Origin of the sequence: Streptomyces zinciresistens K42 (genome assembly GCF_000225525.1) — a bacterium.
GTDB classification, from domain to species: domain Bacteria; phylum Actinomycetota; class Actinomycetes; order Streptomycetales; family Streptomycetaceae; genus Streptomyces; species Streptomyces zinciresistens.
Window position 1 is genome coordinate 1 of the sequence record NZ_AGBF01000037.1, and the last position, 26497, is coordinate 26497.

Consider the following 26497-nt stretch of genomic DNA (forward strand, 5'->3'; position numbering starts at 1 on the left):
CCCCGCCGCCACCTCGGCGCTCACCCGCAGCGGGCCCGGCGGCAGCGCGCTCGGCGGGGCCGGCACGGCGGACTCCCGCGCCTCCCGCGGATCGGCGAGGCCGATCCGCAGCGCCTCCAGCCGTACGCCGCCCACCTCTTCGGCCGCGCGGCGCAGCACGCCCTCGGCCGCCCGTTCGGCGATCCACGCGCCGTCGCGCGCGTCGCCCAGGGGCAGCAGCCTGCCCAGTCCCAGCTGATCCCGGACCGCCCGGGTCCACCCGTCCGACGTCGTCATTCCTCCAGCCTGCCGCATCCCTGGGGCGAGGTGGCGCAACCCCACTTACGGTGGTCGAAGGACCACGAGAACGAGAGGGACGTACGGCGATGACCGACATGGAGCAGAACCGGACGCAGAACCCTGACGACACGGCCCCCGCACGCCGCACCGGCAAGCGCGGCGGAGACCCGGCGAGCCGGGGACGGACCACCATCGCCGACGGCGTCGTGGAGAAGATCGCCGGAATGGCGGCGCGCGACGTGGTCGGCGTGCACGCGATGGGCAGCGGGATCAGCAGGACCTTCGGCGCCGTGCGCGAACGGGTGCCCGGCACCGCCAAGTCCGTGACCCGGGGCGTCAAGGCCGAGGTCGGCGAGGTGCAGACCGCGCTCGACCTGGAGATCGTCGTCGACTACGGCGTCTCGATCGCCGACGTGGCACGCGCCGTGCGGGAGAACGTCGTCGCCGCCGTCGAGCGGATGACGAGCCTCGAAGTGGTGGAGGTCAACATCGCGGTGAGTGATGTGAAGCTGCCCGAGGAAGAGGAAGAGGAGTCGGAGCCGCGCATCCAGTGACCACGACCCGGGCTCCTGAGACACCGGCGCGAGTCGACAACGGAACGGAGGGCACCATGGGCAAGGCCCTGGTCGGCATGATCGCCGGCATGGCGCTGGGCTTCGCCGGGTACTTCGGCGGATTCGGCGCCTTCCTGCTGGTGGCGGCGCTGGGCGCCGTCGGGTTCGGCGTCGGCAGGTTCTTCGAGGGGGACTGGGAGTTCGGCGACTTCTTCCGCCCGCGCGACGGCCGGCGCGACCGGCGGTGACGCCGTGAGCGCGGATGCCGCGTCCCCCGCCGCCGCGGCCCCCGTCGCGGCGGGGGAGCGCGGGTCCCTCCGGATCGCCGACCGGGTCGTCGCGAAGATCGCCTCCCAGGCCGCGAGCGAGGCGCTGGGCGGCCCGGCCCCCGGCGCCGCGCGGCCCTCCGCCGACGTCGTCGTGCGCCCCCAGGCCGCGGGCACCGCCCGAACGGAGGCGCCCCCCGCGGGCGCGGCCTGGGTGCGGATCCATCTGGAACTCGGCTACCCCACCGACGTGGGCGCCCGCTGCGCCGCCGTGCGTCGTCAAGTCGTCGAGCGGGTAGGCGCGTTGGTGGGCATGCAGGTGCCGGAGGTCGCCGTGTACGTGGAGCGGCTGCATCCGGCGCCCGGGTCGGGTGCGGCGCGGCGGAGGACACGATGAGCGACACCCAGGGTTCGGAGGGCAGCACACAGCGGCTGCCGGTCATCGAGAAGGACACCGGCACGCTCGGCCAGTCGGCGTCGGCGGCGGACCACGACCCCCCGCCCCGGTCCGCCGCGGGCGACGGCGGCCGCGAGGGCCGCTTCTGGTCCGCGCGCCGGATCCCGGCCGCCGTCACCGCCCTCCTGCTCTTCGCGGGCGCGGGCCTCTTCCTGTACGACATCGCCTCCGTGCGCGCCGGGCGGCCCGCGATGCGCTGGCGCCGGGAACTGGCCGACCAGCTCGCCACCCGCCCCCTGGACGACACCTGGGTGCTGGTGGGCGCGGGCGTCACCGCCGTCCTCGGCCTCTGGCTCCTCGTCCTGGCGCTCACACCGGGCCTGCGGCCCCTGCTGACCATGCGGCGCGTCCACCCCGACGTGCGCGCCGGGCTCCACCGCGAGCTGGCCGCGCTCGTCCTGCGCGACCGGGCCATGGAGATCTCCGGTGTGCGGTCGGTGCGGGTGCGGATGCGCCGCTCCCGGGCCGACGTGCGGGCGGTCTCGCACTTCCGCGACCTGGACGACGTCCGCGCGGACCTGGACAGCGCGCTCGCCGACGCGGTGCGCGGGCTGGGCCTGGCCCGGCAGCCCTCGCTGTCGGTCCGGGTACGACGGCCCGGACGGAAGGGGTGAGGACCGTGCTGAAGGCGGTCAACCGCGTACTGATCGGGCTCGTCGGACTGGTGCTGCTGGCGCTCGGCGGCTCGGTGCTCGCCGTCGGGCTCGGCGCCCCGCCCCCGTCCTGGTGGATCCACGGCAGCCGCCACGACGTCCTGCTCAGCGACGCCGAGCGGACCCGCTGGCGCGACGACGGCTGGTGGTGGCCGGCCGTCATCGCCGCCCTGGCCGTCGTGGCGCTGCTCGCCCTGTGGTGGCTGACGGCGAACCTGCTCCGGCGCCGGCTCACCGAGGTCCTGGTCGACACCGGCGACGGCGAGGGCGCCCTGCTGCGCGGCCGGGCCCTGGAACACGTCCTCGCGGGCGAGGCGGGCGCGCTGGAGGGCGTCCAGCGCGCCCGGGTCCGCCTCACCGGCCGGCGCACCACCCCCGAGACCCGCGTACGGCTCCTGCTGGAACCGCACGTGGATCCCGGGACGGCGCTGGACGAGCTCACCGCGCAGGCCCTCGCGCACGCCCGCGCCTCGGCCGGACTGGCGCACCTGCCCGCCGAGGTCCGGCTCAAGGGCGTCAAGCACGGTGCGCAGCGGGTCAGTTGAGGGACGCCGCCCGCGGGGGAGCGGCCGTCAGAAGCCGTGCCGCATGCCGCCGTCCACCGGCAGCATGACACCGGTCAGATAGGAGGCCGCCGGGGAGAGCAGGAACGCGGCGGCGCGGCCGAACTCCTCGGGCCGCCCGTAGCGGCGCAGCGGAATGCGCGACTCGTTCGCCGTCCGGGTGGCCTCCGGGTCCGCGGACAGCGCGTCCAGCTCCCGCACCCGGTCCGTGTCGATACGCGCCGGCAGCAGCCCGACGACCCGGATGCCGCGCGGACCCAGCTCGTCCGAGAGGGACTTGGCGAACCCGGCGAGCCCCGGCCGCAGTCCGTTCGAGATCGTGAGCCCCGGGATCGGCTCGTGCACCGAACCCGACAGCACGAAGCCGATGACGCCGCCCTCGCCGAGTTCCGCCGCGGCCGTGCGCGCGAGCCGCACCGCGCCGAGGAACACCGACGCGAACGCCGCCTCCCACTGCTCGTCCGTGGTGTCCGCCGCGAACCCGGCAGGCGGGCCGCCGACGCTGATGAGGATGCCGTCCAGCCGGCCGAACCGCTCCCGCGCGGCGGCGACCAGCCGCTGCGGGGCCCGCGGGTCGGCGTTGTCGACGGCGAGCCCCACCGCGTCCGGCCCGAGCGCGGCCGCCGCCTGCGCGGCCCGCTCCCCGTCGCGGCCGGTCACCACGACCCGCGCCCCGTCGGCCACGAGCGCGCGCGCGGCGGCGTTGCCCAGTCCGCGGGTGGCCCCGGTGACGACGTACACCCTGTCCTTCAGTCCAAGATCCATGGCCCTATCCTGCCCCGTCGGTCCCGAACAGGGCGAAGGCGGTGTTCACCAGCCCGATGTGACTGAACGCCTGCGGGAAGTTGCCCAGCTGACGGCCCTCGACCGGGTCGTACTCCTCGGCCAGCAGGCCCACGTCGTTGGCGAGGCCCACCAGCCGGTCGAACAGCTCGGCCGCCTCCCGGGTGCGGCCCGTCAGGTGCAGCGCCTCCGCCAGCCAGAACGAGCAGGCCAGGAACGCGCCCTCGTCGCCCGGCAGTCCGTCGACGTCGGTGCCGTCCGACCCGTCGGTGCCGTAGCGGCGCAGGAAGCCGTGGTGGTCGAGCTCGGCCCGCACCGCGTCGATGGTGCCGACGACCCGGGGGTCGTCCGGCGGCAGGAAGCCGACGCGCGGGATCAGCAGCAGCGCCGCGTCCAGTTCGCGCGAGCCGTAGGACTGGGTGAAGGTGTTGCGCTCGGCGTCGTAGCCCTTCTCGCACACCTCGCGGTGGACCTCCTCGCGCAGCTCGCGCCAGCCCTCCAGATCGCCCTCCAGCTCCGGGTTGTGCTCCAGCGTGCGCACCGCCCGGTCGGCCGCCACCCACACCATCACCTTGGAGTGCACGAAGTGCCGGCGCCCGCCGCGCACCTCCCACAGCCCCTCGTCGGGCTGGCGCCACTCCCGGCGCAGCCAGTCGACCAGGGCCGACTGGATCGCCCACATGTGCGGCTTGGTCGGCAGCCCCGCCTCCCGGGCCAGCGCGAGCGAGTCCATCACCTCGCCGTACACGTCCAACTGGAGCTGGCCCACCGCGTCGTTGCCGACGCGCACGGGTCTGGAGTCCGCGTAGCCGGAAAGCCAGGGCAGCTCGGACTCGGGCAGCCGGCGCTCGCCTCCCAGGCCGTACATGATCTGCAGTTCGGCCGGGTCACCGGCGACCGCCCGCAGCAGCCAGTCGCGCCATGCCTCGGCCTCCTTCCGGTAGCCCGCCGACAGGCCCACGTTGAGGGTCAGGGTGGAGTCGCGCAGCCAGCAGTAGCGGTAGTCCCAGTTGCGGACGCCGCCCAGCTCCTCGGGGAGCGAGGTGGTGGGCGCCGCGACGATGCCGCCGGTCGGCCGGTAGGTGAGCGCCTTCAGGGTGATCAGCGAGCGGATCACCTCGTCGCGGTAGGGGCCGTCGTAGTGGCAGTGCTCGACCCACTTGTGCCAGTCGCGGACGCTGCTGTGCAGCGCCTTGTAGGGGTCGAGGAGCGCGGGGCGCGGCTCGTGCGAGGGGTGCCAGGTCAGGACGAACGCGACCTTCTCGCCGGCCTCGACGGTGAACTCGGAGTGGGTGCCGAAGTCCTCGCCCCAGGTGTGCACTTGGGGCTCGCTGCGCAGCCACACCGAGTCCGGGCCCGCGACGGCCACCCGGTGCCCGTGGGACTTGCGCACCCAGGGCACGATCGAGCCGTAGTCGAAGCGCAGCCGCAGGGTGCTGCGCACGGTGACCCGCCCGCTGAGCCCCTCCACGATGCGTACGACGTCGGGGGCGCGGTCGCGCTGGGGCATCAGGTCGGTGACCCGGACGGCGCCCTCGCCGGTCTCCCACTCGGTGTCCAGCACCAGGGTGTCGCGCCGGTAGGCGCGCCGGGTGCACGGCCCTTCCACCCCCTTGGGGGCGATGCGCCACTGTCCGTTGTCCTGGTCGCCGAGCAGGGCGGCGAAGCACGCGGCCGAGTCGAAGCGGGGCAGGCAGAGCCAGTCGATGGAGCCGTCCGCGCCGACCAGGGCAGCCGTCTGCTCGTCGCCGATCACGGCGTAGTCCTCGATATGGGGATGCACGGTGTGCGCGTTCCCCGGGGGGCGCTGGGCCAATCAGGTGCGGCGCCCCCGGAGTGGTTCGCTCTCGGCGGACGGCACGCCGGGTCAGACCGCGGCCGGGTCCGGCTCCGCCGGGGCCTTCTCCTCGGCGGCCGCCGCCGTGGCCGCGGCCGCCGCGCGGTCGCGCAGTTCGCGGCGGACCAGGACCACCCAGCCGATCGGGACGCCCAGGGCGAGCAGCCACCACTGCAGCGCGTAGGCGTAGTTCAGCGGGGCGTTCTCCTCGCCGGGGCTGCCGATCTGCTGCGGGGAGTCGCCCCGCGGCTCGGGCGCCGTCTGCGCGACGTAGCCGCCGAGCACCGGGGCGCCCAGGCGCCGGGACTCGCGCTTGCTGTCGATGAGCATGATCTGCCGGTCGGGCAGGCCCTTGAGGTTCTTGATGCCGCTCGCCTCGGTCGTCTCGTCCGGCATCAGCCGCCCGGTCACGGTGACGCGCCCGGAGGGCGGTGCGGGGACCGTGGGGAAGGACGCCTGGGTGGGACCGTCGGCGGGGATCCAGCCGCGGTTGACGAGCAGCACCTTGCCGTCGGTCAGCACGAGGGGCGTCAGGACGTGGAAGCCGACCTCCTCGCTGGCGTTGACCCGCCGCCGGACGACGACCTGCCGGTCGGTGTCGAACTCGCCCACCGCGGTCACCGTGCGGTAGCGCAGGCCGGTCGTGATCTTGCCGCCGGGGGAGGTCAGCCGCTGCACGGGCACGGGCTCGGCCTTCAGGGCCTTGGCGACCAGCTGGTTGCGGGCGTCGCGCTCGTAGTAGCGGTCCATCTGCCAGAACCCCAGCCGGATCATCGTCGGGATGAGGAGAAGGGCGACCAGCGTGAGGATCAGCCACTGCCGGGACAACAGGAAGCGGTACACCCCACGACCGTACAACTCGGCCGTGGGGCGCTCCGCGGCGGGTACCGCCTCAGACCCTGTCGACGATGCCCGCCTCCCCCTCCGCGCGGGCGCAGTGGGCGCCGCAGTACCAGCGGCCGTCGACCTCGACGCCCTGCCCGATGATCTGCACCCGGCAGTGCTCGCAGAGGGGGGCCATGCGGTGGATCGCGCAGGAGAAGCAGTCGAAGACGTGCACAGCGCCCTGCGCGTGCACCTCGAAGGTCATGCCGTAGTCGTTTCCGCACACTTCACATGTCGCCATGCGCCACAGCGTGAGCCGTCGGCGCGGCCCGGGGCGGGACGGTCCGGGGCGCGTCGCGCGTCAATCACCCGTCCGTACGTTCACCCCTGGGAGGCGGGTTCCACCTCGCGCAGGAGCTGCCCGAAAGCCGCCTCGTCGACCACCGGGGTCCCGTACTGGCGGGCCTTGAGCACCTTCGAGGTGCCCGCGTCCGGGTCGTTCGTCACCAGCAGGCTGGTCAGCCGGGACAGGCTCGTCGACACGTGCAGCCCGGCCTCGGCGGCCCGGTCCTCCAGCAGGTCGCGCTCGACGGAGGTGTCTCCGGAGAAGGCCACCCGCATGCCCTGGACGAGCCTTCCGCCGTCCTCGTAGCGGCCGGGGTTGGGGTACGGGCAGGCGGGCCGCCTGCGGGAGGGGCGCCAGTGGGCCGGGCGGGGGGCGCCGTACCCGCCCGCCGCCTGCGGGCCGATCCGGGGCGCGGGACCGTCGCGCCACTCGGTCAGCGGCCGGCACTCCTGCAGCGGCAGCCGCACGCTGTCCGCCGCCGCGGCCCGCAGGCTCGGCCGGAACGCCTCCGCCAGCACCCGCGCGTCGTCCAGCGCGTGGTGCGCGCGGCGCTGGACGACACCGAAGTGCGCGGCCAGCGACTCCAGCTTGTGATTGGGCAGCGGCAGCCCCAGCTCCTTGGAGAGGGCGATGGTGCACAGCCGCTGCCGCACCGGTGCCCGGCGCTCCGCGCGCGCGTACTCCCGGGCGATCATCTGCCAGTCGAAGACGGCGTTGTGCGCGACGAGCACCCGGTCCGCCAGCCGGGCCGAGAAGTCCTCGGCGACCTCGTGGAAGAGCGGGGCGCCCTCCAGCGCCTCGCTCGTCAGCCCGTGGATCCAGACCGGCCCGGGATCGCGCTCGGGATCGACGAGCGTGTACCAGTGGTCCTCGACCTCTCCGCGGGCGTCCAGCCGGTAGACGGCCGCGGAGACGATCCGGTCGTCGCGGGCGAGGCCGGTGGTCTCCACGTCAACGACCGCGTATCCCTGCGGATACGCGGCCGGCCACACCACGGGGGAGGGCGCTGCGGTCGTACGGTCATCGAGCATGGTTCCTGAGGATACGGGCCGGGACCGACAGTGCCCGCCGTCAGGTGCCCTGCCCCGCCCACCTGTTCGAGGCCGGCGCACGCGGGAACGCCAACCCGTCCGCGCCCGCCGGGCGTTGCCGCGCGGACCCGGCCCGGGAGCGTCGGTGCCCCGATGACGTCCCGCGCGGTGCGATCCTCCGGACATGAGCGAACCCACGCACGACGAGAACCACGGCGGCGCGCTCGGCGCGCGGCTGAACTGGCTGCGGGCCGCCGTCCTCGGCGCCAACGACGGCATCGTGTCGACCGCGGGCCTCGTCGTGGGTGTGGCGGGCGCCACCGACGACCGCGCGGCCCTGCTCACCGCGGGACTGGCGGGACTGCTCGCCGGATCGATGTCGATGGCGGCGGGGGAGTACGTCTCGGTCTCCACCCAGCGCGACTCCGAGAAGGCCGCGCTGGCCGTGGAGAAGCGGGAGTTGAGGGAGCGGCCGCAGGCCGAGCTCGCGGAGCTGACCGAACTCCTGGAGCGGCGGGGGCTGTCCCGCCAGGTGGCCCGGGAGGCGGCGGTCCAGCTGACCGAGCGGGACGCCCTGAAGGCGCACGCCAGCGTGGAACTGGGCATCGACCCCGACGAGCTGACCAATCCGTGGCACGCGGCGTGGGCGAGCTTCCTGGCGTTCACGGCCGGGGCGATGCTGCCGCTGCTGGCCATGGTGCTGCCGCCGGCCTCGTGGCGGCTGACCGTCACCGTCGTCTCCGTGCTGGCCGCCCTCGCCCTGACCGGGTGGAGCAGCGCCCGGCTGGGCGCCGCGGGCCCCGGCCGGGCGGTCCTGCGCAATGTGGCGGGCGGCGCCCTGGCCATGGGCGTCACCTACGCGGCGGGCTCCCTGCTGAACGCGGCGGGCGTGTAGGACCCCGCACGCGCTCCCCGTCCGTGGCGCGGTCCCCTTCCCGCGCCGGGCGCGGAGGGCCCGCGGCGGCCCCGCGCCCGGACCTCGGAGCGCGCCCCGGACCAGGGGCGACGTACCGTGGGGAGCGTGCCCGACCACCCCCCCCGGGCACCGCACCGGCCACGGACGGGCCACGGACGGGCCACGAGCCACGGACGGGCCACGGACGGGCCACGAGCCACGGACGAGCCACGGACGGGCCACGAGCCACGGACGAGAAGGACCCTCGCGATGCGCGCCACCACCATCCACGCCCCCTACGACATGCGGGTGCGGGACGTGCCCGACCCCGTGGTGCGGGACGCCACCGACGCCGTGGTGCGGGTGCTGCGCGCCTGCATCTGCGGCAGCGACCTGTGGGCGTACCGGGGCGAGGCGGCCCGGCAGCCGGGCCAGCGCATCGGACACGAGTTCCTCGGCGTCGTCGAGGAGACCGGCTCCGAGGTCGGCGCCCTGCGCCGGGGCGACCTCGTCGTCGCCCCCTTCATGTGGTCCGACGGCGTCTGCGACTACTGCCGCGAGGGCCTGACGACCTCCTGCGAACACGGCGGCTTCTGGGGTTCCGCCGGCTCCGACGGCGGCCAGGGCGAGGCCGTGCGCGTCCCCTACGCCGACGCCACCCTCGTCGCGCTGCCCAAGGAGGCCGTCTCCGACGAGCGGCTGCTGTCCGCCCTGCTGACGCTCTCCGACGTGCTGGGCACCGGCCACCACGCCGCGCTCGGCGCCGGAGCGCGCCCCGGCGCCACGGTCGCCGTCGTCGGGGACGGCGCGGTGGGCCTGTGCGCGGTGCTCGCCGCCCGGCGGCTCGGCGCGGAACGGATCATCGCGCTGGGGCGGCACCGGGCGCGCACCGACATCGCCCGCCGCTTCGGCGCCACCGACGTCGTCGCCGAGCGCGGGGACGCCGCCGTCGAGGCCGTCCGCGAACTCACCCGCGGCCAGGGCGCCCACGCCGTCGTCGAGGCCGTCGGCACCGAGCAGTCCATGCGCACGGCCCTCGGCGTCACCCGCGACGGCGGCGCGATCGGCTTCGTCGGGGTGCCGCACGGCAGCGGCACCGGGCTCGACCTCGGGGTCATGTTCGACGGCAACATCGCGCTGCGCGGCGGTGTCGCCCCGGTGCGCGCCTACATCCCGGACCTGCTGCCCGACGTCCTGGACGGCACGATCGACCCGTCGCCCGTCTTCGACCTGACGGTGGGCCTGGAGGACGTACCCGCCGGCTACCGGGCGATGGACGAGCGCACCGCGCTCAAGGTCCTCGTCACCGGCTGAGCCCTCACCACCGGATCGGCACCGGGAGCGCAGGACGCCCGCCTCGCGCGCGTGCCAGGCCCGCGGGGTGCGCAGTACGTACAGCAGGCCGCCCACCCATCGTCACGGAACCGGGCGGCCGGCGGGGTGGGCGTGCCGGTCGGACGCTCCGCCGCGCGCCGTTCGCCTCTGGGCACGGCCCCGGCGGCCGGGCCGCTCAGTTCCACCGCGCCCGGTCGGCGCCGGGCGGACCGGGCGGCCGGGTCCAGTCGCGGGGACCGCCGTCGAAGGACACCGGCGGACGCGCGTACCGCAGCCGCCCGAGCGCGCTGTCCCGCTCGGCGAGCCAGGGGCCGGGCGACGCGTACGCGAGGTCTCCCGCCGGGCCGTGCCGTACCCCGGTGGTCAGCCAGTGGGCGGTACGGGCCAGCGCCAGGCGCATCCACCGCCCCGATCCGTCCTCCTGCCGGTCGCTCAGGGCCCGCAGGACGGCCGCCGCCAGCAGGTACCCCGTCCCGTGGTCCAGGGCCTGCGCGGGCAGGGCCCCGGGGCGCTCGGGCGAGCCCTCCGCGGCCGCGATGCCGGTGGCGGCCTGGACCAGGCTGTCGAACCCGCGCCGCCCGCGCCAGGGCCCGTGGGCTCCCCAGGCCGACAGCTGGGCCGTGATCAGCGCGGGGTACCGCTCGGCCAGTGCGGGGGCCGACAGCCCGAACCGGTCCAGGGCGCCCGGCCGGTACCCGGTCACGACGACGTCGGCCGCCGCGAGGAGGTCCTCCAGCGTGTCCCGGCCCGCCGCCAGGTCCAGGGTCGCGGAGCGCTTCCCGAAGCCCGTGTCGGTGTGCTGGTCGGGCAGTTCGGGCAGCCCCGGCGGGTCCAGGCGCAGGACGTCCGCGCCGAGCAGCGCGAGGGTGCGGGTGGCGACCGGGCCCGCCAGGACCCGCGTCAGATCCAGCACCCGCACTCCCGCGGCGGGCGCCGGTCCGGCGGCCGTGAGCGGCGGGAGCGTCCGCGCGCGTGCCGCGTCCCGCGGTCCCTCGCGGTGCCGTCCGTGCTCCACGAGGGGCCGCCGGGCCACCTCGGCCGCCTGGGCGTGCGCCGCCCACCGCGCCGGCGTCCGCAGCGCCACGGCCAGACCGCCCGCCGCGTACACGGCCTCCTCCACGTCGAGCGCGCGGCGCTCGGCGAGGGCGGCGGCCACGGCGCCGGGATCGTCCCGCGGCAGCCCGAGCGCGGACAGCAGCCGGGCCTGGTGGTGCGGGTAGTTGGCGTGGGTGCGCACCCAGCCGTCGGCGGTGCGCCAGAACCGCGACAGGGGCGCGAAGGAGACCGGGGCCCGCCCGCCGACCAGCAGGTGCCGCTCGCTCACGAACGCCGTGGCGACGGCCCCGTCGTCCAGCCGTACCGCGGGGACGCCCGCGAGCCCGGCCCGGCGTGCGCCGAGTTCGGCGGCGGCCAGCGCGCACGCGCCCACGCACGCGCGCGCCAACTCCCGTACGGGAAGGCGTGCCTGGAGCGCGCCCTCCCGCACCACGGTGGACACCCGCGGCGGGAGGCCGGGTTCGCCGCCCACCGCGGACCATGCTTCGTCGAGTGCGGTCATGACCGCACTATGCGGCAGAACGGATCAGCTCACGGCCCGAAGGGCGTTGACGATGCCGAATCCGTAGAAGCCGTTGACACGCTTGCCGCCCTGGCACACCGCGTCCTGCGTGCCGTCGCCGTTCTGGTCGTAGGACGCCGGGCAGCCGGGGTTCACCGCCTGGGCCTTCAGCAGCGCCTGGAGCTGGGCCGGAGTGGCGTGCGGATAGCGGGACTTCAGCAGCGCCGCGACACCGGCCGCGTGCGGCGAGGCCATCGACGTGCCCTGGAGGAAGCCGTACTGCCCGTCCGGGAGGGTGGACAGGATGCGGCCGTTCTTCGAGGGGGTGTCCGGGATCTGGTAGAGCCGGTCACCGCCGGGCGCGGCGATGTCGACGACGCGGTAACCGTAGGTCGAGTAGTACGACTTGACGTTGTCCACGCCCGTCGCGCTGACCGTGACGACGCCCGGCAGCTGCGTCGGCACGTCGAAGCAGGTGCCGGGGTCGATGGTGCGCTCGACCGGGGTCGAGTCGTTGGGGCTGGTGTCGTCGACGATCGCGTCGGAGGCGAGGTCGTCGCTGGAGTTGCCCGCCGAGGCGACGTTCAGGGTGCCCTTGCGCTGGGCGTACAGCTGGGCCCGGTTGACCGCGTCGACGATCGCGCGCTGGTCCGGGTCGTCCATGCAGTTGTAGAGCCAGGGATCCACGTAATAGCTGTTGTTCGTGATCTCCACGCCCTTGTCGGCGGCGAACACGAAGGCGCACACCACGTTCTCGGGGTAGAACAGGCCGGTGGCCGGGTCGCTCACCTTGATGCTGGAGACCTTCACCCCGGGCGCGACACCGGCGATGCCGATGCCGTTGCGGGGCGCCGCGATCTCACCCGCCACATGGGTGCCGTGGTAGTCGGCGCTGGTGTACGGCCGCCAGGCGCCGGGGCTGGTGTCCGCCTTGCCGCCGACGCAGTTGGCGGACTGCGCGGCGGAGAAGTTCGCCGCGAGGTCGGGGTGGGTGTCGTCGACACCGGTGTCGATCACGGCGACGGTCACCTTGGGGCTGCCCGGGTTGATCCGCGCGGCCCGGTCGGCGCCGATCGCGCGCAGGTTCCACTGGTCGGCCTCCAGCGGCTCGGCGCCGCTCGTCGCCCCGGACGCGCTCGCCGTCTTCGCGGCCTGCGTCTTCGTCAGGGGGGTGACGGGGCCCTCGTCCGTGGTGCCGGCGGCGGTCAGCGGCGCGGTGCGCGAGGCACCGGCCGACTGGACGCCGCGCACCGCGCGGATCTCCGCGGCGAAGCCGGGTTCGGCCGAACGGACGACGATCACACCGATCTTGTCGTACGCGGTCACGATGGTGCCGCCGGCCGCCGCTATCGCGTCCTTCACCGACTTGAGCGTGTGACGGTCCGTCTTGGTGTTGACGAGGTACGCCTGGGTGGGCCCCTGCGCCGTCTGCGCGGCGGGCTCCGCGCGCGGCGCGGCCGAGGCCGCCGCCGGCAGGAAGCCGAGCGAGGCGGTCAGGGACAGAACGAGGGGTACGACGAGGCCGAGTCGGCGTCTGGACCGCAGATGAGCCATGGGTTCTCCACATCATCCGGAACGAGACCGCCCGAGACGCTCATGGCGCTCGGGCAGGTACATGACGAGTGGTGCTGGAGTGAAGCTATCCCCGAACCGCCTGGCCAGCAATCCGGTTCCGGTGACTTCGGAAAGAAACGTGGGGAGTTGAACCGGTCCTCGCGTGGCGCCGTGACCTTGGGCAGGAGGCGCGAGCACGATCGAGCCCCCTGTCGGATCACGCGCCGGGGCCCTACCATCGCCAGCCGGCTCACGTGATCCAGATCACTTCGATGAACAGAGCCGTCATGCCCGCACCCGCCCCGTCCCCCACGCCCGACCCGTCCCCGTCCACCGTCGCAACAGCGCCCGCAACGCGAGGAGACTCCGTGGCCACCGACGCACCGCCCCCCTCGAAAGAGCAACACAAACTCCCCAGCCCCGAGGAGTACAACGAGGTGCATCAGAGCGCGGAGTTCGCCGAACTGCGCCGCTCCTACCGCTCGTTCGCCTTCCCCCTGACGGTCGCCTTCATCGTCTGGTACCTGCTCTACGTCCTGCTCTCCAACTACGCGGGCGGCTTCATGGGCACCAAGCTGTTCGGCAACATCAACGTCGCCTTCGTCCTCGGCATCGCCCAGTTCGCCACCACGTTCCTCATCGCCTGGTGGTACGCCCGGCACGCCAGTACCAAGCTCGACCCCAAGGCCGAGGCCATCAAGACCCGTATGGAGGGCGGCGCATGAACTCCCTGACGACCCTCGCGGCCACCAACCAGGCCAGCGACCACCGCACGCTGATCATCTCCCTGTTCGCGGCCTTCGTGATCGCCACCCTGTTCATCACCGTCTGGGCGGGCCGGCAGACCAAGGACGCCGCCGACTTCTACGCGGGCGGACGGCAGTTCAGCGCCTTCCAGAACGGACTCGCCGTCTCCGGCGACTACATGTCCGCCGCCTCCTTCCTCGGAATCGCGGGCGCCATCGCGCTGTTCGGGTACGACGGCTTCCTCTACTCCATCGGCTTCCTGGTCGCCTGGCTCGTCGCGCTGCTGCTGGTGGCCGAGCCCCTGCGCAACTCCGGCCGCTACACCATGGGCGACGTCCTCGCGTACCGCATGCGCCAGCGACCCGTGCGCACGGCGGCCGGCACCTCCACGATCGTCGTGTCGATCTTCTACCTGCTGGCCCAGATGGCCGGCGCGGGCGTCCTGGTCTCCCTGCTGCTCGGCATCACCTCCGACGCGGGCAAGATCCTCATCGTCGCGCTCGTCGGCGTGCTGATGATCGTCTACGTCTCCATCGGGGGCATGAAGGGCACCACCTGGGTCCAGATGGTCAAGGCCGTCCTGCTCATCAGCGGCACCGTCCTGATCACCTTCCTGGTCCTGCTGAAGTTCAACTTCAACATCTCCGACCTGCTCGGCAAGGCCGCCGAGAACAGCGGCAAGGGCGCCGCCTTCCTGGAGCCCGGCCTCCAGTACGGCGCCACCGGCACCTCCAAGCTGGACTTCATCTCGCTCGGCATCGCCCTGGTGCTGGGCACCGCCGGCCTGCCGCACATCCTGATCCGCTTCTACACGGTCCCCACCGCCAAGGCCGCCCGCAAGTCCGTGAACTGGGCCATCGGCATCATCGGCGCCTTCTACCTGATGACCCTGGCCCTCGGCTTCGGCGCCGCCGCGCTGATCTCCCAGGAAGAGATCATCGCCTCCAACCCGTCCGGCAACACCGCGGCGCCCCTGCTCGCACAGCATCTCGGCGGCACCGACTCGGCGTGGGGCGCGATCCTCCTCGCCACCATCTCCGCCGTCGCCTTCGCGACGATCCTCGCCGTCGTCGCCGGACTGACCCTGGCCTCCTCCTCGTCGTTCGCCCACGACATCTACGCGAACGTCATCAAGAAGGGCCAGGCCACCGAGAAGCAGGAGGTCAGGGCCGCACGCCTGGCCACCATCGGCATCGGCGCCGTCTCCATCCTCCTCGGGGCGCTCGCCCGCGACCTCAACGTCGCCGGCCTGGTCGCCCTGGCCTTCGCGGTCGCCGCCTCCGCCAATCTGCCGACGATCCTCTACAGCCTGTTCTGGAAGCGGTTCACCACCCAGGGCGCCCTGTGGTCGATCTACGGCGGCCTGATCGTCGCCGTCGGCCTCGTGCTGTTCTCGCCGGTCGTCTCCGGCGACCCCAAGGCGATGTTCCCCGACGTCGACTTCGCGTGGTTCCCGCTGAAGAACCCGGGCATCATCTCCATCCCGTTCGGCTTCTTCATGGGCTGGCTCGGCACCGTCCTGTCCAAGGAGGAGCCCGACGCCGCCAAGTACGCGGAGCTGGAGGTCCGGTCCCTGACCGGCACCGGCGCCCACTGAGCAGGCCCCCGAACGGCCGCGTCGTAGATCCCTACGACGCGGCCGTGCCGTACGTCGTGGGATCGGGCCGGTGTCACCGTCCGCGCGGTCACGTAGGCTCGCAGATGACGGAAGTGAACTGGTCGTGTCGAGGGAGGGGGCCCACGTGCTCATCGACACCTACGGCCGAGTGGCCACCGACCTGCGGGTCTCGCTGACCGACCGCTGCAACCTGCGGTGCACGTACTGCATGCCCGAGGAGGGCCTGCAGTGGCTGGCCAAGCCCGATCTGCTCACCGACGACGAGATCGTCCGCCTGATCGGCATCGCGGTCGCCGAGCTGGGCGTCGAGGAGGTCCGGTTCACCGGCGGTGAGCCGCTGCTGCGCCCCGGCCTGGTCGGCATCGTCGAACGGGTGGCCGCGCTGCCCGCCCGCCCCGGGATGTCCCTGACGACGAACGGCATCGGCCTCAAGCGCACCGCGTCCGCCCTGAAGGCCGCCGGCCTCGACCGGGTCAACGTATCCCTGGACACCCTGCGCCCCGACGTCTTCAAGACGCTCACCCGCCGCGACCGCCACAAGGACGTCGTCGACGGCCTGTACGCCGCCCGCGAGGCGGGACTGACCCCCGTCAAGGTCAACTCGGTCCTCATGCCGGGCCTGAACGAGGACGAGGCCCCCGACCTGCTCGCCTGGGCCGTCCGGCACGACTACGAACTGCGGTTCATCGAGCAGATGCCGCTGGACGCCCAGCACGGCTGGAAGCGCGACGGCATGATCACCGCGGGCGACATCCTCACCTCCCTGCGCACCCGCTTCGAGCTGACCGCCGAGGGGTCCGACAAGCGCGGTTCGGCCCCCGCCGAGCGCTGGCTGGTCGACGGCGGCCCGCACGTGGTGGGCGTGATCGCCTCCGTCACCCGCCCGTTCTGCTCGGCCTGCGACCGCACCCGCCTCACCGCCGACGGTCAGGTCCGCACCTGCCTGTTCGCCCGCGAGGAGACCGATCTGCGCGCCGCGCTGCGCTCGGACGCCTCCGACGAGGAGATCGCCCGCATCTGGCGCCTGGCGATGTGGGGCAAGAAGGCGGGCGCCGGACTCGACGACCCGTCGTTCGTCCAGCCGGACCGGCCCATGTCGGCCATAGGCGGCTGAGGTCGCGCCCGGCGCCGCGCGCGGTCAGGCGGCGGCACACACCGGCGTACGACCGTCGAAAACGCGCCACTTCCCGGCACCGGCCGCTCAGGACTCCCGGGCCTGCCACTCCTCGAACGCGACGACGTCCTTCAGGAACCCCCGCAGGCCGAGGAACTGCGCGAGATGCTCGCGGTGCTCCTCGCAGGCCAGCCAGGTCTTGCGCCGCTCGGGCGCGTGGATCTTCGGGTTGTTCCACGCCAGGACCCATACGGCGGCGGTGCGGCAGCCCTTGGCGGAGCAGATCGGGGTCTCGTCACTCACTGGTTCGTCTCACAGGTTCGCGCACAAAAGGCGACGCCGAGCAGCCACGGGGGGAGCTGCCCGGCGTCGGTCCGTCGCTCCGACGGGGGATGCGGAGCGCCTACGAAGTATGTCACGGGGAGCGCTTGGCCCGGCACCGTAACAACACTATTGATCTGAGCATTTCTTGAGCTTGGCGCAGACTCGACTGGCGTAACGGACCGGAGCCCACCGCTCCGGACGATCACACCGGATCGCGGGGTTCGCCGTGTGCGCCGGACCCGGGCGGGGCCGCGGATTCCTCCCGCTCGGATGCCTCGAAATCGCCGTCCGACCGGGGCGGAGCGATCATGGTCCGCAGCGGTGCGACCGTGAACGTCGACGGCAGCGACCGTATGCTCTCGCGCCCCGCGTTGGCGATGACGACCGCGAGGTACGGCAGGATCACGCCGAGCACCAGTCCCACGACGGCGACGTAGCGCTGGACGTCCCACAGCACGGCGGCGAGGACCACCGACAGGGTCCGGATCGACATCGAGATCACGTACCGGCGCTGCCGGCCGCGCACGTCCTCCTGGAGGCCCGTCCGGGCGCCGGTGATCCGGAACACCTCGGGGGACTTGCCGCCCGTGTGCAGCTTCCGCGTCACATTCCACCATCCGCCCGCATCGGACTCTCCCCGTGCCCGTACCCGGTCCACCGCCGGTCGGGGACCCGGGACAGGGACATAAACCACCGTACGCCCCACCTCCGCCGGTCACGAGACCGGGTCCCCCGCCGTCCCGGGCACCGCTCCCGGCCGTCCCCCGTACGGCGGTACCCGGCGGGCGGCGTACCGGGTGCGGTACGAGACTGGCCGTACTGCTCACCCCCGAGCCGTACGAGGAGGCAGCCATGGGCTGGTTGTGGGCGATCATCGTGGGATTCGTCCTGGGCCTGATCGCGAAGCTGATCATCCCGGGCAAGCAGCACAGCCCGCTGTGGCTGACCACCATCTTCGGCATCCTCGGCGCGATCGTCGGCAACGCGGTCGCCCGCGGCTTCGGCGTCGAGGAGACCCCGGGCATCGACTGGAGCCGGCACGCCTTCCAGATCATCGCGGCCGTGATCATCGTGTACCTGGGCGACATGCTCTACACGGCGACGCTGGGCAAGCGCAAGCAGCAGACCTGAACACCTGAACAAGGGGCGTACCGAGGGGCGGCCTCCCGGGAGGCCGCCCCTCGGCACGCCGCGCGCAGGCTCAGGCGCCGACGACCTCGACCGCCGCCAGGTTCTTCTTGCCGCGCCGCAGCACCAGCCACCGGCCGTGCAGCAGGTCCTCCCGCACGGGCACCGCGTCCTCACCGGCGACCTTCACGTTGTTCACGTAGGCGCCGCCCTCCTTGACCGTGCGCCGCGCCGCGGACTTGCTGGCCACCAGGCCGACCTCGGCGAGGAGGTCGACGACCGGGCCGAGCTCGGCGACCCGCACGTGCGGCACCTCGGAGAGCGCCGCCGCCAGCGTCCGCTCGTCCAGCTCCGCCAGCTCGCCCTGGCCGAACAGGGCGCCGGACGCGGCGATCACGGCGGCCGTCTGCCCGGCGCCGTGCACCAGCGTCGTCAGCTCCTCGGCCAGCGCGCGCTGCGCTGCGCGCGCCTGGGGCCGCTCCTCGGTCAGCCGCTCCAGCTCCTCCAGTTCCTCGCGGGAGCGGAAGGACAGGACCCGCAGGTAGCCGGAGACGTCCCGGTCGTCCGCGTTCAGCCAGAACTGGTAGAACGCGTACGGCGTCGTCATCTCCGGGTCGAGCCAGACGGCGCCGCCCTCGGTCTTGCCGAACTTGGTGCCGTCCGCCTTGGTCATCAGCGGCGTCGCCAGCGCGTGCACGGCGGCGCCCGGCTCCAGCCGGTGGATCAGGTCCAGCCCCGCGGTGAGGTTGCCCCACTGGTCGCTGCCGCCCTGCTGGAGCGTGCAGCCGTGGCGCCGGTACAGCTCCAGGAAGTCCATGCCCTGGAGCAGCTGGTAGCTGAACTCCGTGTAGCTGATGCCCTCTTCGGACTGGAGCCGGCGGGCGACCGAGTCCTTGGTGAGCATCTTGTTGACGCGGAAGTGCTTGCCGATGTCCCGCAGGAACTCGATGGCCGACAGACCGGCCGTCCAGTCCAGGTTGTTGACCATCACCGCGGCGTTGCCGCCCTCGAAGGACAGGAACGGCTCGATCTGGCCGCGCAGCCGGGTCACCCAGTGCGCCACCGTCTCCGGGTCGTTCAGCGTGCGCTCCGCCGTCGGCCGGGGGTCGCCGATCTGGCCCGTCGCGCCGCCCACCAGCGCCAGCGGACGCAGACCGGCCCGCTGCAGACGGCGCATCGTCAGCACCTGGACCAGATGGCCGACGTGCAGACTGGCCGCGGTCGGGTCGAAGCCGCAATAGAACGTGACGGGACCGTCCGCGAGCGCCTTGCGCAATGCGTCCTCGTCAGTGGACAGGGCGATCACGCCGCGCCACTTCAGCTCGTCGACGATGTCCGTCACGTCTCTCGTGTCTCCTCGATGATCCTCGGGCGGTCGGGTGACAGCCGCCTACGAGGTTATACGCCCTGGCTGACCGAGCTCATGTTGAAATCGGGGACCCGCAGCGGGGGCATCGCCGCCCTGGTGAACCAGTCGCCCCACTCCCTGGGCAGCGTCTTCTCCGTCCGGCCCGCCTCGGTCGCCCGGCCCAGCAGGTCCACCGGCGACTCGTTGAACCGGAAGTTGTTGACCACGCCGCTCACCTCGCCGTCCTCCACGAGGTAGACGCCGTCCCGGGTGAGCCCGGTGAGCAGCAGCGTCGCCGGGTCGACCTCGCGGATGTACCACAGGCAGGTCAGCAGCAGACCCCGCTCGGTGTTCGCGACCATCTCCTCCAGCGAGCGGTCCTCGCCGCCGTCCAGGATCAGGTTGTCGACGGCGGGCGCCACCGGCAGCCCGGTCAGTCCCGCACCGTGCCGGGTGGTCGTCAGGTGCGTCAGCTCACCCGCGCCCATCCACCGCGTGGGCGCGATGGGCAGCCCGTTGTCGAACACCGACTGATCGCCCCCGGAGGAGTGCGCGATCACGAAGGGCGCCGACTCCAGGCCCGGTTCGTCCGGGTCGCTGCGCAGCGTCAGCGGCAGCGCGCTCAGCCGGTCGCCCACGCGCGTGCGGCCGCCCGGCCGGGAGAACACGGTCCGGCCCTCGACCGCGTCGCGGCCCGACGCCGACCAGTACTGGTAGATCAGCAGGTCCGCCACGGCCGTCGGCGGCAGCAGCGTCTCGTAGCGGCCCGCCGGCAGCTCCAGCCGCCGCTCCGCCCAGCCGAGCCGTACGGCCAGCTCCGCGTCGAGCGCCGTAGGGTCCGTGTCCTTGAAGTCCCGGGTGGAGCGGCCCGCCCAGGCCGAGCGGGTGCGGTCCGGGGACTTGGCGTTCACCTCCAGCGTCCCGTTGGGCTGGTCGTGCCGCAGCCGCAGCCCGGTCGAGGTGCCCAGATACGTCGAGACCATCTCGTGGTGGGCGAAGCCGTACAGCTCCCGCCCGCCCGCCCGCGCGCGGGCGAACGCCTCGCCGAGCGCCGGGGCGAAGTCGGCGAACACGGTGGACGACGTCTCGGCGGGGGCGTCCTCGAAGTCCGGCGACGCCGGTACGTCCCTCACCAGCGGCTGCGCGTCCTCGGCGGGCCCGGCACCGCGCGCGGCGGCCTCGGCCGCCCGGACCAGCGGCTCCAGCTCGTCCACCGTCACCGCCGCGCGCGACACGACACCGGAGGCCGTGCCCTGCTTGCCGTCGACGGTGGCGACGACCGTGAGCGTGCGCCCGCGCGTGACGCCGTTGGTGGTCAGCGCGTTCCCGGCCCAGCGCAGATTGGCGCTCGACTGCTCGTCGGCGATGACGACGCACCCGTCGGCCCGCGACAGCCCGAGGGCCCGCTCGACGATCTCGTGCGGCTTGTTCGTACGGGCGCTCATCGACCGGCCTCCTGGGTGGTGTTCAAAATAGCGACGCCCTTGAACAGGGCCGAAGGGCAACCGTGCGAAACGGCCGCGACCTGGCCCGGCTGGGCCTTGCCGCAGTTGAAGGCACCGCCGAGGACGTAGGTCTGCGGACCGCCCACCGCCGCCATCGAACCCCAGAAGTCGGTGGTCGTGGCCTGGTAGGCGACATCCCGCAGCTGACCGGTGATCCGGCCGTTCTCGATCTTGAAGAAACGCTGCCCCGTGAACTGGAAGTTGTAGCGCTGCATGTCGATCGACCACGACCGGTCGCCCACGACGTAGATACCGCGGTCCACGCTGCCGATCAGGTCCTCGGTCGACAGGCCGGCCGGGTCGGGCCGCAGGGAGACGTTGGCCATGCGCTGGACGGGGACGTGGCCGGGGGAGTCGGCGAACGCGCAGCCGTTGGAGCGCTCGAAGCCGGTGAGCTTCGCGATCCGCCGGTCCAGCTGGTAGCCCACCAGGGTGCCGTCGCGCACCAGGTCCCAGGACTGGCCCGCGACGCCCTCGTCGTCGTAGCCGATGGTCGCGAGGCCGTGCTCGGCGGTGCGGTCGCCGGTGACGTTCATCAGGTCGGAGCCGTAGCGCAGGGTGCCGAGCTGGTCGAAGGTGGCGAAGGAGGTGCCCGCGTAGGCGGCCTCGTAGCCGAGGGCGCGGTCCAGTTCGGTGGCGTGGCCGATGGACTCGTGGATGGTCAGCCACAGGTTGGAGGGGTCGACGACGAGGTCGTACTGCCCCGCCTGGACGCTCGGCGCCCGCATCTTCTCGGCGAGCAGGCCGGGGATCCGCTCCAGCTCGCCCTCCCAGTCCCAGCCGGTGCCCGTCACGTACTCCCAGCCCCGGCCGACCGGCGGCGCGATGGTGCGCATGGAGTCGAACTCGCCGCTCGACTCGTCCACCGACACGGCCGTCAGCTGCGGATGCAGCCGCACCCGCTGCTGGGTGGTCACCGTCCCGGCCGTGTCGGCGTAGAACTTGTTCTCGTGGACGGTCAGCAGCGAGGCGTCCACGTGGTTCACCCCGTCCGCGGCCAGCAGCCGCGCGCTCCAGTCCGCCAGCAGCCCCGCCTTCTCCTCGTCGGGCACGGTGAACGGATCGATCTCGTACGACGAGATCCACGTCTTGTCGGCGTGCACGGGCTCGTCGGCCAGCTCCACCCGCTCGTCCGAGCCCGCGGCCTTGATCACCCGGGCGGACAGCTTCGCCATCGCCACCGCCTGCGCGGCGACCCGGGCCGCGGCGTCCATCGTCAGATCGACCCCGGAGGCGAATCCCCAGGTCCCGCCGTGCACCACCCGTACCGCGTACCCGAGGTCGGTGGTGTCCGAGGACCCGGCGGGCCGGGCGTCCCGCAGCCGCCAGGACGCGCTGCGCACCCGCTCGAACCGGAAGTCCGCGTGCTCGGCGCCCAGCGCACGCGCGCGTGCCAGCGCCGCGTCCGCCAGGGCGCGTAGCGGCAGCGCCGTGAAGGCTTCGTCGATGGTATGAGGCACGGGATCTCCCTGCTGTCGTGGCCTGTCGGACCGATCATGTCGCGCGGGCGGCGCCGGGGACCACACGTTTCCGGCTGGACCCGGTGAGTTTCTGTAGAGACCCGACAGTGACACCCGTAAGCCACTGTCGGTGCCCGAATGTCCGGGGCCGGGGGCCGACCGATAGGTTTTCGGGGAAGCCGCCTGCCGTCCAGCCGTCCGGGCGGGTGTCAGCCACCTAACGAAAGGGTGATCCGTTGAGCCGCTCGGTTCTCGTCACCGGAGGCAACCGGGGCATCGGCCTCGCCATCGCCCGCGCATTCGCCGAAGCAGGCGACAAGGTCGCGATCACCTACCGCTCGGGTGAGCCGCCGGCCGCCCTCACGGATCTGGGCTGCCTCGCGGTCAGGTGCGACATCACCGACACCGAGCAGGTGGAGCAGGCCTACAAGGAGATCGAGGACGCGCACGGGCCCGTCGAGGTGCTCGTCGCCAACGCCGGCATCACCAAGGACCAGCTCCTGATGCGGATGACCGAGGAGGACTTCACCTCGGTCATCGACACCAACCTCACCGGCACCTTCCGTGTGGTCAAGCGCGCCAACCGCGCCATGCTGCGCGCCAAGAAGGGCCGCGTCGTGCTGATCTCCTCGGTCGTCGGCCTCCTCGGCGGTCCCGGCCAGGCCAACTACGCCGCCTCCAAGGCCGCCCTGGTGGGCTTCGCGCGCTCCCTCGCCCGTGAGCTGGGCTCGCGCAACATCACCTTCAACGTCGTCGCGCCCGGCTTCGTCGACACCGACATGACCAAGGTGCTCACCGACGAGCAGCGCGCGAACATCGTCTCGCAGGTGCCGCTCGGCCGGTACGCGCAGCCGGACGAGATCGCCGCGGCGGTGCGCTTCCTCGCCTCCGACGACGCCTCGTACATCACTGGAGCCGTCATTCCCGTTGACGGCGGACTGGGAATGGGTCACTGATCACCATGAGCGGAATTCTCGAGGGCAAGCGCGTCCTGATCACCGGTGTGCTGATGGAGTCCTCCATCGCCTTCCACACCGCCAAGCTGGCCCAGGAGCAGGGCGCCGAGATCATCCTGACGGCGTTCCCGCGGCCCACGCTGACCGAGCGCATCGCCAGGAAGCTCCCGAAGCCCACCAAGGTCATCGAGCTCGACGTCACCAACGACGAGCACCTGGGACGCCTCGCGGACGTCGTCGGCGAGGAACTCGGCGGCCTCGACGGTGTCGTGCACTCCATCGGCTTCGCCCCGCAGGACGCGCTCGGCGGCAACTTCCTCAACACGCCGTTCGAGTCGGTCGCCACGGCCATGCACGTCTCGGCGTACTCCCTGAAGTCGCTGACCATGGCCTGCCTGCCGCTGATGCAGAACGGCGGCGCGGTCGTCGGGCTCACCTTCGACGCGCAGTTCGCGTGGCCGCAGTACGACTGGATGGGCCCGGCCAAGGCCGCCCTGGAGGCCACCAACCGCTACATGGCGCGTGACCTGGGCAAGCAGAACATCCGCTGCAACCTCGTCTCGGCCGGCCCCATCGGCTCCATGGCCGCCAAGTCGATCCCCGGCTTCAGCGAGCTGGCCTCGGTGTGGGACACCCGCTCCCCGCTGGAGTGGGACCTGAAGGACCCCGAGCCGGCCGGCCGCGGCGTCGTCGCCCTGCTGAGCGACTGGTTCCCCAAGACCACGGGCGAGATCGTCCACGTGGACGGCGGTCTGCACGCCATCGGCGCCTGATCACCACCGCTTCGCGACGCCCCGTTCTCCGCCGTGTGCGGGGGGCGGGGCGTCACCCGTTCGGCCCACCCGGCGAGGCGGTCGGACCCCGCCCCGGCGCAGGGTGGAGTACGCGTTCCTCACGCGAACCCCTCTCCCGTACGGCCGAGGAGGTCCCGTTGTGCGCTTGTCCCGCCGCTTGGCCTCGACGACCGTCGCCGTCGCACTCGTCCTTCCCGTCTCCGGCGCGGCGATCGCCCACGCGCGCGTGCACCCCGCCGGCGCGAGCCCGCAGCGGGGCGCCCCGGCGAAGGCAGGGGAGCCCTTCGGCGCCGCGTGCCGCATCCGCGTCGCCGGCTCCCAGGTGACCGCCGACTGCCACAACCCCTATCCACGGACCGACAGCGTGACCCTGCACGTGGAGTGCACCCGTTGGTGGGACCTCGACAGCGACGGCACCGCGGTGAAGGCCGGGCCCGCGCAGACCGTACGGCTGAGCGGACGCTGCTGGAAGGAGGTCGAGTCGGCGTGGGTCAGCCACCGGAAGGCGCGCTGAAGCGCCCCGGACGGCACAGGAAGGGATAGCTGGCCGCCTCCGCCGCGGCGGCCTCCGCGTCGCCGGTGCGGATCGCGTCGACCAGGCGCGCGTGGTCCATGTGCGTCTCCGGCGTCAGCTCCGTGCCGATGTCCTCGCGCAGCCAGTCCCGCAGCACCTCGCTGAGGTCCGCGTACAGTGCCGTCATCACGTCGTTGCGGGAGGCGGCCACCACCGCCAGGTGGAACGTCGCGTCGGCCGCCACGAACGCCTCCGCGTCGCCCGACTCCCACGCCTGCTCCCGGCGCACCAGCAGGGCGTCGAGCTGCTTGAGGTCCTTCTCCGTGCGCCGCAGCGCGGCGAACTTGGCGGCCGACGACTCCAGCGTGGAGCGCAGCTCGGCGATGTGCGTGGCGTCGGCGTCGGCGAAGCGGCGGTGCATCACACCGGCCAGCTCACTGGTGGCCACCACGTAGGTGCCGGAGCCCTGGCGGATGTCCAGCAGGCCGTTGTGCGCGAGGGCGCGGACCGCCTCGCGGACCGTGTTGCGGGCGACGCCCAGCTGCCCGACCAGCTCGGGCTCGGTCGGGATACGGGAGCCGACCGGCCATTCGCCCGAGGCGATCTGGTTCCGCAGCGCCGCGATGACCTGCTCGGACAGGGCAGAGCGGCGGGGGTGGCTCAGGGGCATGACACACCTTCGCACGAGGGGGCCGGCGACGGACGGCTCGGGGGTGGACAACCAATCATCCCATGATTCTATGATGGGTCTCATGGCAAGTGAGGAAACCCGGACGGCGACGCCCGCGCACATACGCACCCCCGGGGCGCCCCCCACCGCACAGTCCGCCACGCGCGCGTGGACGACGCGGCTGCTCGTCCTCGGGATCGTGCTCACCGCGCTGAACCTCCGCCCCGCCATCACCAGCCTCGGCGCCCTCCTGGAAGAGGTCCGGGACGCGCTCGGCATGAGCGGCAGCGTCGCCGGACTGCTCACCTCCGTGCCCCCGCTGTGCTTCGCCGTCTTCGGCGTCACCGCCCCGCGCCTGGCCCGCCGCTTCGGCCCCGCCGCCGTGGTCTGCGCCGGTATGGCCGCCGTCACCGCCGGACTGCTCCTGCGGCCCTACGTCGGCGGCACCGCGGGCTTCCTGGCCGCCAGCGCCCTCGCGCTCATGGGCATCGCGGTCAGCAACGTCCTGATGCCGGTCATCGTCAAGCGGTGGTTCCCCGACCGGGTCGGCTCGATGACCGGCCTGTACTCCATGGCCCTCGCCCTCGGCACCGCCACCGCGGCGGCCGTGACCGTGCCCATGACCGAGGCGCTGGGCGGGAGTTGGCGCACCGGGCTCGCGGTGTGGGGCGCGCTCGGCGTCGCCGCCGTCCTTCCCTGGCTCCCCTTCGTACGGGACCGCGCCACCCCCTCCGCCGCCGGCCGTGACGGGCACGCGCGCGAGGAGGCGCCGCGGCTGCGGATCACCCGCAGCCGCACCGCCTGGGCCCTCGCCGTCTACTTCGGACTCCAGGCCACCGGCGCCTACATCACGATGGGCTGGATGGCGCAGATCTTCCGCGACTCGGGAGTCCGCGCGGGCACCGCCGGGCTGCTGCTCGCCGTCACCATGGTGATGGGCGTGCCGCTGGCCTTCGTCATCCCCCGCCTGGCGACCCGGCTGCCCCACCAGGGCCCCATCGTGCTCGCGCTCGGCGCCTGCGGCCTCGCCGGCTACGCCGGGCTGTGGTTCGCCCCGGCCGGCGGCGCCTGGGTCTGGGCCGTCCTGCTCGGCATCTCGAACTGCTCCTTCCCGCTGGCCCTGACCATGGTGGGCATGCGGGCCAGGACCAGCGCGGGCGTGGCCCAGCTGTCCGGCTTCGCGCAGAGCACCGGCTATCTGATCTCCATCCCCGGCCCGCTCCTGGTGGGCGTGCTGTACCAGCACAGCGGCGGCTGGGGGCTGCCCATCGCGCTGATGGCCGGCCTCATGATCCCGCAGATGGCGGTCGGGCTCCTGGCGGGCCGCGACCGCACCGTCGAGGACGAGGCCGCCCGCTGACCTCACCCCGGCGTGCCGGGCCC

At 73.2% G+C, this 26497-nt stretch carries 28 protein-coding genes and 1 pseudogene; 15 read left to right on the forward strand and 14 right to left on the reverse strand.

All coding sequences use genetic code 11. The annotated features are described in order from the left end of the window. Window positions 1-276: pseudogene (locus SZN_RS14080) on the reverse strand (nucleopolyhedrovirus P10 family protein); the annotation flags it as partial. A gap of 89 nt (window positions 277-365) precedes the next feature. Here SZN_RS14080 and SZN_RS14085 point away from each other — a divergent pair. From SZN_RS14085 to amaP, 5 genes are read left to right on the forward strand one after another with little or no spacing between them, the layout of a single operon-like run. Continuing rightward, window positions 366-833: an Asp23/Gls24 family envelope stress response protein gene (locus tag SZN_RS14085; protein ID WP_007495456.1), complete on the forward strand. Its 468-nt coding sequence runs from the start codon at window positions 366-368 to the stop codon at window positions 831-833. 56 nt (window positions 834-889) lie between these two features. Then, the gene (locus tag SZN_RS14090; RefSeq protein ID WP_007495458.1) at window positions 890-1081 is read left to right on the forward strand and encodes a hypothetical protein; all 192 of its coding nucleotides are present in this window, start codon (window positions 890-892) and stop codon (window positions 1079-1081) included. Between the two features lie 4 nt (window positions 1082-1085). Continuing rightward, window positions 1086-1496 carry an Asp23/Gls24 family envelope stress response protein gene (locus SZN_RS14095; protein WP_007495460.1) on the forward strand — a complete coding sequence of 137 codons (411 nt, stop codon included), beginning with the start codon at window positions 1086-1088 and terminating at the stop codon, window positions 1494-1496. Then, window positions 1493-2170, forward strand: a complete 678-nt coding sequence (locus SZN_RS14100; protein WP_007495462.1) for a DUF6286 domain-containing protein — start codon at window positions 1493-1495, stop codon at window positions 2168-2170. Before SZN_RS14095 ends, SZN_RS14100 begins: the two co-directional genes overlap by 4 nt. Before the next feature lie 5 nt (window positions 2171-2175). After that, window positions 2176-2754 (forward strand): alkaline shock response membrane anchor protein AmaP, encoded by a 579-nt coding sequence (gene amaP / locus SZN_RS14105; protein WP_007495464.1) that lies wholly within the window; start codon window positions 2176-2178, stop codon window positions 2752-2754. 27 nt (window positions 2755-2781) lie between these two features. On the opposite strand, the gene SZN_RS14110 is transcribed toward amaP, so the two are convergent. From SZN_RS14110 to SZN_RS14130, 5 genes are all read right to left on the reverse strand, one after another. Further along, window positions 2782-3537, reverse strand: a complete 756-nt coding sequence (locus SZN_RS14110) for an SDR family oxidoreductase (protein WP_043730580.1) — start codon at window positions 3535-3537, stop codon at window positions 2782-2784. A gap of 4 nt (window positions 3538-3541) precedes the next feature. Next, entirely contained in the window at window positions 3542-5338 is a 1797-nt protein-coding gene (locus tag SZN_RS14115; RefSeq protein ID WP_007495473.1) for a glycoside hydrolase family 15 protein, read from the reverse strand. 84 nt (window positions 5339-5422) lie between these two features. Continuing rightward, window positions 5423-6235 (reverse strand): SURF1 family cytochrome oxidase biogenesis protein, encoded by an 813-nt coding sequence (locus SZN_RS14120; protein ID WP_007495474.1) that lies wholly within the window; start codon window positions 6233-6235, stop codon window positions 5423-5425. Window positions 6236-6284: 49 nt separating this feature from the next. Next, window positions 6285-6518, reverse strand: coding sequence for a hypothetical protein (locus SZN_RS14125; RefSeq protein WP_078508587.1), 234 nt, complete (start codon window positions 6516-6518; stop codon window positions 6285-6287). Between the two features lie 80 nt (window positions 6519-6598). Next, a complete protein-coding gene (locus SZN_RS14130; RefSeq protein ID WP_007495476.1) occupies window positions 6599-7594 on the reverse strand; it encodes a DEDDh family exonuclease in 996 nt (331 codons plus the stop codon). Window positions 7595-7778: 184 nt separating this feature from the next. Here SZN_RS14130 and SZN_RS14135 point away from each other — a divergent pair, with 184 nt between their 5' ends. After that, window positions 7779-8489: a VIT1/CCC1 transporter family protein gene (locus SZN_RS14135; RefSeq protein WP_007495477.1), complete on the forward strand. Its 711-nt coding sequence runs from the start codon at window positions 7779-7781 to the stop codon at window positions 8487-8489. Between the two features lie 270 nt (window positions 8490-8759). Then, window positions 8760-9803 carry a zinc-dependent alcohol dehydrogenase family protein gene (locus SZN_RS14140; protein ID WP_007495478.1) on the forward strand — a complete coding sequence of 348 codons (1044 nt, stop codon included), beginning with the start codon at window positions 8760-8762 and terminating at the stop codon, window positions 9801-9803. Between the two features lie 196 nt (window positions 9804-9999). Here the strand turns inward: SZN_RS14140 and SZN_RS14145 are convergent, their stop codons facing one another. Both SZN_RS14145 and SZN_RS14150 read right to left on the reverse strand, forming a co-directional pair. After that, window positions 10000-11382 (reverse strand): CoA transferase, encoded by a 1383-nt coding sequence (locus tag SZN_RS14145; RefSeq protein ID WP_007495479.1) that lies wholly within the window; start codon window positions 11380-11382, stop codon window positions 10000-10002. Window positions 11383-11406: 24 nt separating this feature from the next. Then, complete coding sequence (locus tag SZN_RS14150) at window positions 11407-12936, reverse strand: S8 family peptidase (RefSeq protein ID WP_007495480.1); 1530 nt, start codon at window positions 12934-12936, stop codon at window positions 11407-11409. 368 nt (window positions 12937-13304) lie between these two features. Here SZN_RS14150 and SZN_RS14155 point away from each other — a divergent pair, with 368 nt between their 5' ends. The 3 genes from SZN_RS14155 (at window position 13305) to moaA (ending at window position 16415) form a co-directional block, all read left to right on the forward strand. Beyond that, the gene (locus tag SZN_RS14155; protein WP_007495482.1) at window positions 13305-13661 is read left to right on the forward strand and encodes a DUF485 domain-containing protein; all 357 of its coding nucleotides are present in this window, start codon (window positions 13305-13307) and stop codon (window positions 13659-13661) included. Beyond that, the gene (locus SZN_RS14160; RefSeq protein ID WP_007495483.1) at window positions 13658-15280 is read left to right on the forward strand and encodes a solute symporter family protein; all 1623 of its coding nucleotides are present in this window, start codon (window positions 13658-13660) and stop codon (window positions 15278-15280) included. The genes SZN_RS14155 and SZN_RS14160 overlap by 4 nt, the downstream gene beginning before the upstream one ends. A gap of 145 nt (window positions 15281-15425) precedes the next feature. Continuing rightward, a complete protein-coding gene (gene moaA, locus SZN_RS14165; protein WP_007495484.1) occupies window positions 15426-16415 on the forward strand; it encodes a GTP 3',8-cyclase MoaA in 990 nt (329 codons plus the stop codon). 87 nt (window positions 16416-16502) lie between these two features. On the opposite strand, the gene SZN_RS14170 is transcribed toward moaA, so the two are convergent. After that, window positions 16503-16718 (reverse strand): hypothetical protein, encoded by a 216-nt coding sequence (locus SZN_RS14170; protein ID WP_007495485.1) that lies wholly within the window; start codon window positions 16716-16718, stop codon window positions 16503-16505. A gap of 223 nt (window positions 16719-16941) precedes the next feature. Continuing rightward, the gene (locus SZN_RS14175) at window positions 16942-17346 is read right to left on the reverse strand and encodes a DUF3099 domain-containing protein (RefSeq protein WP_007495486.1); all 405 of its coding nucleotides are present in this window, start codon (window positions 17344-17346) and stop codon (window positions 16942-16944) included. 245 nt (window positions 17347-17591) lie between these two features. Between SZN_RS14175 and SZN_RS14180 the strand changes: the two genes are divergently transcribed. Beyond that, window positions 17592-17870 (forward strand): GlsB/YeaQ/YmgE family stress response membrane protein, encoded by a 279-nt coding sequence (locus SZN_RS14180; protein WP_007495488.1) that lies wholly within the window; start codon window positions 17592-17594, stop codon window positions 17868-17870. 70 nt (window positions 17871-17940) lie between these two features. On the opposite strand, the gene tyrS is transcribed toward SZN_RS14180, so the two are convergent. The 3 genes from tyrS to SZN_RS14195 are packed head-to-tail and all read right to left on the reverse strand — an operon-like array spanning window position 17941 to window position 22180. Then, the gene (tyrS, locus tag SZN_RS14185; RefSeq protein WP_007495490.1) at window positions 17941-19209 is read right to left on the reverse strand and encodes a tyrosine--tRNA ligase; all 1269 of its coding nucleotides are present in this window, start codon (window positions 19207-19209) and stop codon (window positions 17941-17943) included. Between the two features lie 56 nt (window positions 19210-19265). Further along, window positions 19266-20660 (reverse strand): metallopeptidase TldD-related protein, encoded by a 1395-nt coding sequence (locus tag SZN_RS14190; protein WP_007495492.1) that lies wholly within the window; start codon window positions 20658-20660, stop codon window positions 19266-19268. After that, window positions 20657-22180: a TldD/PmbA family protein gene (locus SZN_RS14195; RefSeq protein WP_007495493.1), complete on the reverse strand. Its 1524-nt coding sequence runs from the start codon at window positions 22178-22180 to the stop codon at window positions 20657-20659. Before SZN_RS14195 ends, SZN_RS14190 begins: the two co-directional genes overlap by 4 nt. A 236-nt stretch (window positions 22181-22416) precedes the next feature. Here SZN_RS14195 and fabG point away from each other — a divergent pair, with 236 nt between their 5' ends. The 3 genes from fabG (at window position 22417) to SZN_RS14210 (ending at window position 24444) form a co-directional block, all read left to right on the forward strand. Then, window positions 22417-23136: a 3-oxoacyl-[acyl-carrier-protein] reductase gene (gene fabG, locus SZN_RS14200; protein WP_007495494.1), complete on the forward strand. Its 720-nt coding sequence runs from the start codon at window positions 22417-22419 to the stop codon at window positions 23134-23136. A gap of 5 nt (window positions 23137-23141) precedes the next feature. After that, on the forward strand, window positions 23142-23909 hold the full coding sequence (gene fabI, locus SZN_RS14205) for an enoyl-ACP reductase FabI (RefSeq protein ID WP_007495495.1): 768 nt from the start codon (window positions 23142-23144) through the stop codon (window positions 23907-23909). 160 nt (window positions 23910-24069) lie between these two features. Next, a complete protein-coding gene (locus SZN_RS14210; RefSeq protein ID WP_007495496.1) occupies window positions 24070-24444 on the forward strand; it encodes a hypothetical protein in 375 nt (124 codons plus the stop codon). On the opposite strand, the gene SZN_RS14215 is transcribed toward SZN_RS14210, so the two are convergent. After that, window positions 24422-25114, reverse strand: a complete 693-nt coding sequence (locus tag SZN_RS14215) for a FadR/GntR family transcriptional regulator (protein WP_007495497.1) — start codon at window positions 25112-25114, stop codon at window positions 24422-24424. The genes SZN_RS14210 and SZN_RS14215 overlap by 23 nt on opposite strands. Before the next feature lie 70 nt (window positions 25115-25184). On the opposite strand from SZN_RS14215, the gene SZN_RS14220 reads away from it, so the two are divergent. Further along, entirely contained in the window at window positions 25185-26474 is a 1290-nt protein-coding gene (locus SZN_RS14220; protein ID WP_007495498.1) for a CynX/NimT family MFS transporter, read from the forward strand. Window positions 26475-26497 lie beyond the last annotated feature (23 nt).